The organism is Photobacterium sanguinicancri, from assembly GCF_002265265.1.
Classification (GTDB): Bacteria; Pseudomonadota; Gammaproteobacteria; order Enterobacterales; family Vibrionaceae; genus Photobacterium; species Photobacterium sanguinicancri.
Map to the genome: position 1 here is coordinate 1 of NZ_NOIF01000233.1, position 6,370 is coordinate 6,370.

3 protein-coding genes and 2 pseudogenes are annotated in these 6,370 nt (G+C 42.1%); 3 read left to right on the top strand and 2 right to left on the bottom strand.

The annotated features are described in order from the left end of the window. Positions 1-71 precede the first annotated feature (71 nt). Complete coding sequence (gene ppsA, locus ASV53_RS21905) at positions 72-2,441, bottom strand: phosphoenolpyruvate synthase (RefSeq protein WP_094958679.1); 2,370 nt, start codon at positions 2,439-2,441, stop codon at positions 72-74. Between the two features lie 186 nt (positions 2,442-2,627). On the opposite strand from ppsA, the gene ppsR reads away from it, so the two are divergent. After that, positions 2,628-3,461 carry a posphoenolpyruvate synthetase regulatory kinase/phosphorylase PpsR gene (gene ppsR / locus ASV53_RS21910; RefSeq protein ID WP_094958680.1) on the top strand — a complete coding sequence of 278 codons (834 nt, stop codon included), beginning with the start codon at positions 2,628-2,630 and terminating at the stop codon, positions 3,459-3,461. 261 nt (positions 3,462-3,722) lie between these two features. Next, positions 3,723-4,412 (top strand): hypothetical protein, encoded by a 690-nt coding sequence (locus ASV53_RS21915; protein WP_094958681.1) that lies wholly within the window; start codon positions 3,723-3,725, stop codon positions 4,410-4,412. Positions 4,413-4,730: 318 nt separating this feature from the next. Here the strand turns inward: ASV53_RS21915 and ASV53_RS21920 are convergent. Further along, positions 4,731-5,720 (bottom strand): annotated as a pseudogene (locus ASV53_RS21920) (fructose-specific PTS transporter subunit EIIC); the annotation flags it as partial. A 116-nt stretch (positions 5,721-5,836) separates the two neighbouring features. Between ASV53_RS21920 and ASV53_RS21925 the strand changes: the two are divergent. Further along, positions 5,837-6,370, top strand: a pseudogene (locus ASV53_RS21925) (hypothetical protein); the annotation flags it as partial.

The following is a 6,370-nucleotide window of genomic DNA, read 5'->3' on the forward strand; positions in this document are numbered from 1 at the left end:
ATGATGATTAATATAGATATAAAAAAACCCGCATCACTGCGGGTTTTATTTTTTAAATAGCTTTCAACTAATTAAGCATCTTGCTTTCCTAGGTGTAGCCACGTTTCAACCACTGTGTCTGGGTTGAGTGAAACAGAGTCAATCCCCTGCTCCATTAACCAGTCAGCTAAATCTTCATGATCTGATGGCCCTTGGCCACAAATTCCGACATATTTGCCCGCTTTATTGGCTGCTTTAATCGCCATTGAAAGCATGGCTTTCACCGCATCATTACGCTCATCAAACATGTGAGCGATTTCGCCAGAATCACGGTCAAGGCCCAGTGTTAGCTGAGTCATGTCGTTAGAGCCAATCGAGAAGCCGTCAAAGTACTTCAAGAAGTCATCTGCCAAAATAGCGTTAGATGGCAACTCACACATCATGATGACTTTAAGGCCATCTTCACCGCGACGTAAATCAAACTTAGCCAATAAGTCGATAACCGATGCAGCTTCGCTAACGGTACGAACAAATGGAATCATGATTTCAACGTTTTTCAGACCCATTTTATTACGTACACGCTTCATCGCTTCACACTCTAAAGCGAAACAATCTTGGAACTGTTCCGAGATATAACGCGATGCACCACGGAAGCCTAGCATTGGGTTTTCTTCAGTTGGTTCGTAGTTAAGCCCACCAACCAAGTTACGGTATTCATTCGACTTAAAATCTGACATCCGAACGATAACGCGTTTTGGCCAGAAAGCCGATGCTAATGTTGAAATCCCTTCTGTGAGTTTTTGAATGTAAAACTCAACAGGACTTTCATAGCCAACAATACGACGATCAATTTCAGCTTTCAGCTCATCAGATTGTTGGTCGTAGTTAAGTAATGCTTTAGGGTGAATACCGATCATCTTATTAATGATGAATTCTAAACGCGCAAGACCAACACCTTCATTCGGAATACACGCGAAATCAAATGCACGATCAGGGTTACCGACGTTCATCATCACTTTCAGTGGAAGATCAGGCAGTGAATCAACTTCTGAACGACGAATCTCAAAGTCCAATTCACCTTCATAAATGAAGCCAGTCTCACCTTGAGCACAAGACACAGTCACTTGCTGACCATCACTAAGTTGCTCTGTCGCTTTCCCGCAACCCACAACAGCAGGAATACCAAGTTCACGTGCAATAATCGCAGCATGACAGGTACGGCCACCACGGTTTGTAACGATAGCCGATGCTTTTTTCATCACAGGTTCCCAATCAGGATCTGTCATGTCTGCCACTAATACATCACCGTTTTGCACCTGATCCATTTGATCTAGGCTGGTCACTACGCGAACAACACCAGTACCAATACGTTGACCAATTGCGCGACCTTCAATAATAGCTTGCGCTTGATCATTAAGGTGGAAACGCTCCATCACATTTTGATCATCACGAGAACGTACGGTCTCAGGGCGCGCTTGAACAATCAGGAGTTCACCTGTAATGCCATCTTTTGCCCATTCAATGTCCATCGGGCGACCATAGTGTTTCTCTATGATCAATGCCTGTTTAGCTAGCTCTTCAATTTCAGCATCCGTTAGTGAGAACTGGTTACGCTCTTCAACCGATGTATCAATTGTTTCAACTTGCGTACCCAGTTCTTCACCCTCTGCGTACACCATTTTGATCATTTTTGACCCAATGGTACGACGCACAACCGCAGCGTTTCCTGCTTCTAAGGTTGGCTTATGAACGTAAAACTCATCAGGGTTAACAGCACCCTGTACAACCATTTCACCCAAGCCCCAAGATGAGGTAATAAATACCACTTGGTCAAAGCCCGACTCAGTGTCTAGTGTGAACATCACACCTGATGAAGCTTTATCTGAACGAACCATGCGCTGAATGCCCGCAGACAATGCTACACCTTTGTGTTCAAAGCCTTGGTGTACACGGTATGAAATTGCACGGTCGTTAAACAAAGAAGCAAATACATGCTTAACCGCTTCAATCACAGCATCAATACCACGCACATTTAAGAACGTTTCTTGTTGGCCTGCAAATGAAGCATCAGGTAAATCTTCTGCTGTTGCAGATGAACGTACGGCTACCGATAGCATCTCGTCGCCTTCACCAAGCTCAGCATAGCTACGACGAATATCATCCTCTAAATCAGCCGGAAATGGTGCATCGAGAACCCAGCCTCGAATCGTTTCACCCGCCGCTTTCAACGCGTTTACATCTTCAACATCTAACTTATCAAGTAGTTGATAAATGCGGTCGTTCAAACCCCCAGCTTCCAAGAAAGCATTAAAAGCAAACGATGTTGTTGCATAACCATTGGGTACCTTCACACCAGCGTTAGCTAAGTTAGCTACCATTTCGCCGAGTGATGCGTTCTTTCCACCTACTTTGTCAACGTCATTCATTGATAAAGCGTCATACCAAACAACATTCTGTTGCACGGGGAAGTCTCCTTGTAATTGGGTACAGCTGTAATTAAGAATATAGCCACCAAGGCAATCGTTTGCATTCAGTCACAAAAAAATACTCACGATGCGGTGTTGATATGGTAGATATTCCTTTTTAGGTTATTGTAATAACTCTGATACCCACACGATTACAAAATAATTTTAAGGATTCAACTTTATATGCAGCGCAAAACCCAATTTCGTGACGTATTTTACGTTTCTGACGGTACTGCAATCACATCTGAGACCCTTGGACACGCTGTTTTAGGCCAATTTCCGCTAGAAACTAAGCAAATGACACTGCCATTTGTCGAAACAATCGAACGAGCAGAACACGTAAAAAACCTTATAAAACAAGCTCATGAAGCATCAGACTCTCAGCCGATTGTCTTTTATTCTGTCGTGATCCCTGAAGTAAAGGCCGTTTTAGAGCAAAGCAGCGCCTTACTTTATGATGTATTGAATGTACTAGTTGAACCGCTTCGACAAGACCTAAACCTTGAGCCAGCGCCCAAATTGCAACGCTCTCATAGCATCAATAAAGACGCCGCTAGCTATATGGATCGTATTGCAGCTATTGAATATACCCTTGCACACGACGATGGTATCTCACTGAATAATCTTGATCAGGCAGATATTATTCTATTGGGCGTATCTCGTTGCGGAAAAACACCGACAAGTTTATATCTCGCCATGCAATTTGGTATCCGAGCGGTAAATTATCCGTTCATTGCTGAAGATATGAAGCGATTAAAACTTCCTCAAGCTATTGAACCTTATAGATATAAAACCTTTGGTCTCACTATTGACCCAGAGCGCCTGCATACCATTCGCCATGAACGCATGGCAGACAGCGAATACGCAAGTCAACTCCAATGTGAAACCGAATTAGGCAAAGTCGAAAGCATGTTCCGAAGAGAGGCGATCCCTTATTTGAATACCAGCTCATTATCAGTGGAAGAAATTTCGACAAGATTGTTAGAGCTAAGCGGTTTAAAGCGCCGTATGTGCTGATATTTTCCATCGAGAATTAACTAGCACGCCATTCTCCCCTCACAACAAAGAAGTGGTCAATTTTGCCACTTCTTTATCCAACTTATTTCCCATCGCACCTTCCTTTTTTGACATTCTCACGAATGAGAGTCCGATTTTTAATTTTATTTCAGGTAGTTAAATACAAGTTCAATTTATCCATCAGAATTGATCAAATGACAGCTGAATCTTGCAATATGCTTACATTAAGATTCATAAAATAATTACAAAAGAGGTTCTAACATGTTTAGAACAGCGCTAATAACCGCATTACCTATTTTGTTGTTAGGTTGTGGCGGTTCAGGGGATGGAGGCAGTGACGTTGACGCAGTGAGTAATGCTGTTGATGGCGTTTCACGTACACGACAAGCCGACTTACATTTTGTAAATACAACAAAGGAAGCCATTGATTACCATATTCGCCATACCTTAAGTGAAGATGCTTTATTTACTAGTACCAATAAAGCAACGGCAAATATGGATAATGAAGTAACGCCGTATATGTATCGCTGGAATGTTAGTGACAACGTAACAGTACAATTGGGCATACAAGATACTAACTCTAAGAGCATTCAAGCAGAAATCGACACTATGTTGATCAGTGAAAATGCGGATCTATGGATTGTCGCTTGGTTAGATGATGCAAAAAGTAAGCTCTTTAAGTTAAGTTCGCTTAAACGTTCGCGCTCAGAGGTTGCAGGAAAATATCGGATTCGGGTGTTTAGTCATAAAGATGCCCAAATCATCGCGACTTCTACCGTTACTATAAATGAAGCCAAACAGGGCGTAGTCACGCCTTACATGACAATTGAAAACTGTAGTGGTGATTTGTACTTTGGTGCTGAAAGTATTGATATCTGCCAACTAGACATTGGCAAATCATACTTATTGATCACCGATGGTGAAGAGTTGTTAATGTCAGCAGAAGAGTAATACCAACTCTTAACGAGTTAAAATAATTATAAGAGTAGTACCCCCTTGGGGATAATAATAAAAATGCGCTTTAGCAGTAATGCTTTTTGAATACGCAAGGACAGTCTACGATCACTCGCTGTATTGATTACCCTATTCTTGATGTGCTTTGCAACTCTGTTGCGCTTGGGGAAACAAAGAATAGATGTAATGGATACAGAAATAAATAAGTAGGCAGCGGTGGCAAAATAGCCCCGATATCGTAGCAATATCGGGGCTTCTTTTGTTATTAGAAAGTATGTTACACAACTATCTAACCACGTTTATTTCACGCTTTAATTATACAGCGGCAAGCTGTTCTTCATCGGCACGCTTTAAGAACGCGTAAGTGACACCCGTTACGATTGTGCCTGCCGCAATCGCGACTAAGTACATAAATACGGGGGTAATTGCGTTTGGAATAAAGAGTACGAACAAACCACCATGTGGTGCCATCAGTTTTGCACCAAATAACATTGATAACGCGCCTGTTAATGCACCACCCGCCATACAGCTTGGAATTACACGCATTGGATCGCGTGCCGCAAACGGAATCGCACCTTCAGAGATGAAGCATAGACCTAAGACAAACGATGCCTTACCCGCTTCTGATTCACTGTTGGTAAATTTACGCTTAGCTAAGAAAGTCGCTAAGCCCATACCCAAAGCAGGTACCATACCTGCCGCCATCACAGCCGCCATTGGTGCGTATGTCTGCGATGCAAGTAAACCAACTCCAAACGTATAAGCCGCTTTGTTTACTGGGCCACCCAAATCGAAACACATCATACAACCAAGGATAATACCCAGTAGTACAGCGTTAGCAGAACCCATGTTGTTTAAGAAATCCGTCAAACCCATCATCGCAGCAGACACAGGGCCACCAACAATGTAGATCATGATTAGACCTGTGATTAAGCTTGCCGCAAGCGGAATAATCAATATGGGTTTCAGTGCTTCCATCGATTGTGGCAGTTTGACATTGTCTGCAATCATCTTGGCACTGTAACCCGCTAAGAAACCAGCAACAATACCACCAAGGAAGCCAGCGCCTGTCGAACTTGCTAACATACCGCCAATTAGACCCGGCGCTAGACCAGGGCGGTCAGCGATCGAAAATGCAATGAAACCAGCTAATACTGGAACCATCAAGGCAAATGCAGAACCGCCACCGATAGTCATCAGTGCCGCAGCCAATGTGCCTTCTTCTTTAAATGCTTCAATACCGAAAACAAATGACAACGCAATCGACAGACCACCAGCAACAACCAACGGCAGCATGTGAGATAACACGGACTAAGGTTTATAAGTGATTTCGGTTAGACGAAAAAAATTATAGGAAAAGTAAGCAAAATTGAAAATTGCTGCTAGCGTTAATACTAACAGAAATTAGTCCGAGATTATTTATGGGTGAGATTTTAGATACTGTCAAAGTGAAGAGCTACGACCTCGATGGAGTTAGAGCAGATATTCCATTGCTTTTTCTCGATGGGGTTCCCTTATTTATTGTGAATGCTTACCTATTTCACAAGGCTAGAAGCAATAATGACATAACAGTATCTTCGCGCAAATCTCAGATTTCACTCTTTCTTCATCAGGTTCTAACAGACCATAACGAATGGAGAAATGAAAAAGATGTTCAAACTAAACATGTGCTAGCAAACAAGGCAGTTTTCAAGGTTAATGATAGCTATGTTAATGCTTTCCTGAATAACTTATTTATTGGTGAGTGTCAGTTTTCATCAAAGTACAAACAAGGTGGATTAAAGAACTCATCTATGTCCCAACATATCGAAGCTATTACTGATTTTTATAGCTTCTGTTATACATATGGCTTTACAGCTAAAAAGTTTGATTTCTCTTACTCATACAATAAGCATACAAAGAAGGTTGTAGCCAAATTAGGATTAAACTTCGATATTATCAACAGATACTATAGG

What these genes read in the sequence shown, in the direction of transcription:
- ppsR (WP_094958680.1), top strand. Translation starts at nt 2,628, where the DNA reads ATGCAGCGCAAAACCCAATTTCGTGACGTATTTTACGTTTCTGACGGT.
- ASV53_RS21915 (WP_094958681.1), top strand. Translation starts at nt 3,723, where the DNA reads ATGTTTAGAACAGCGCTAATAACCGCATTACCTATTTTGTTGTTAGGT.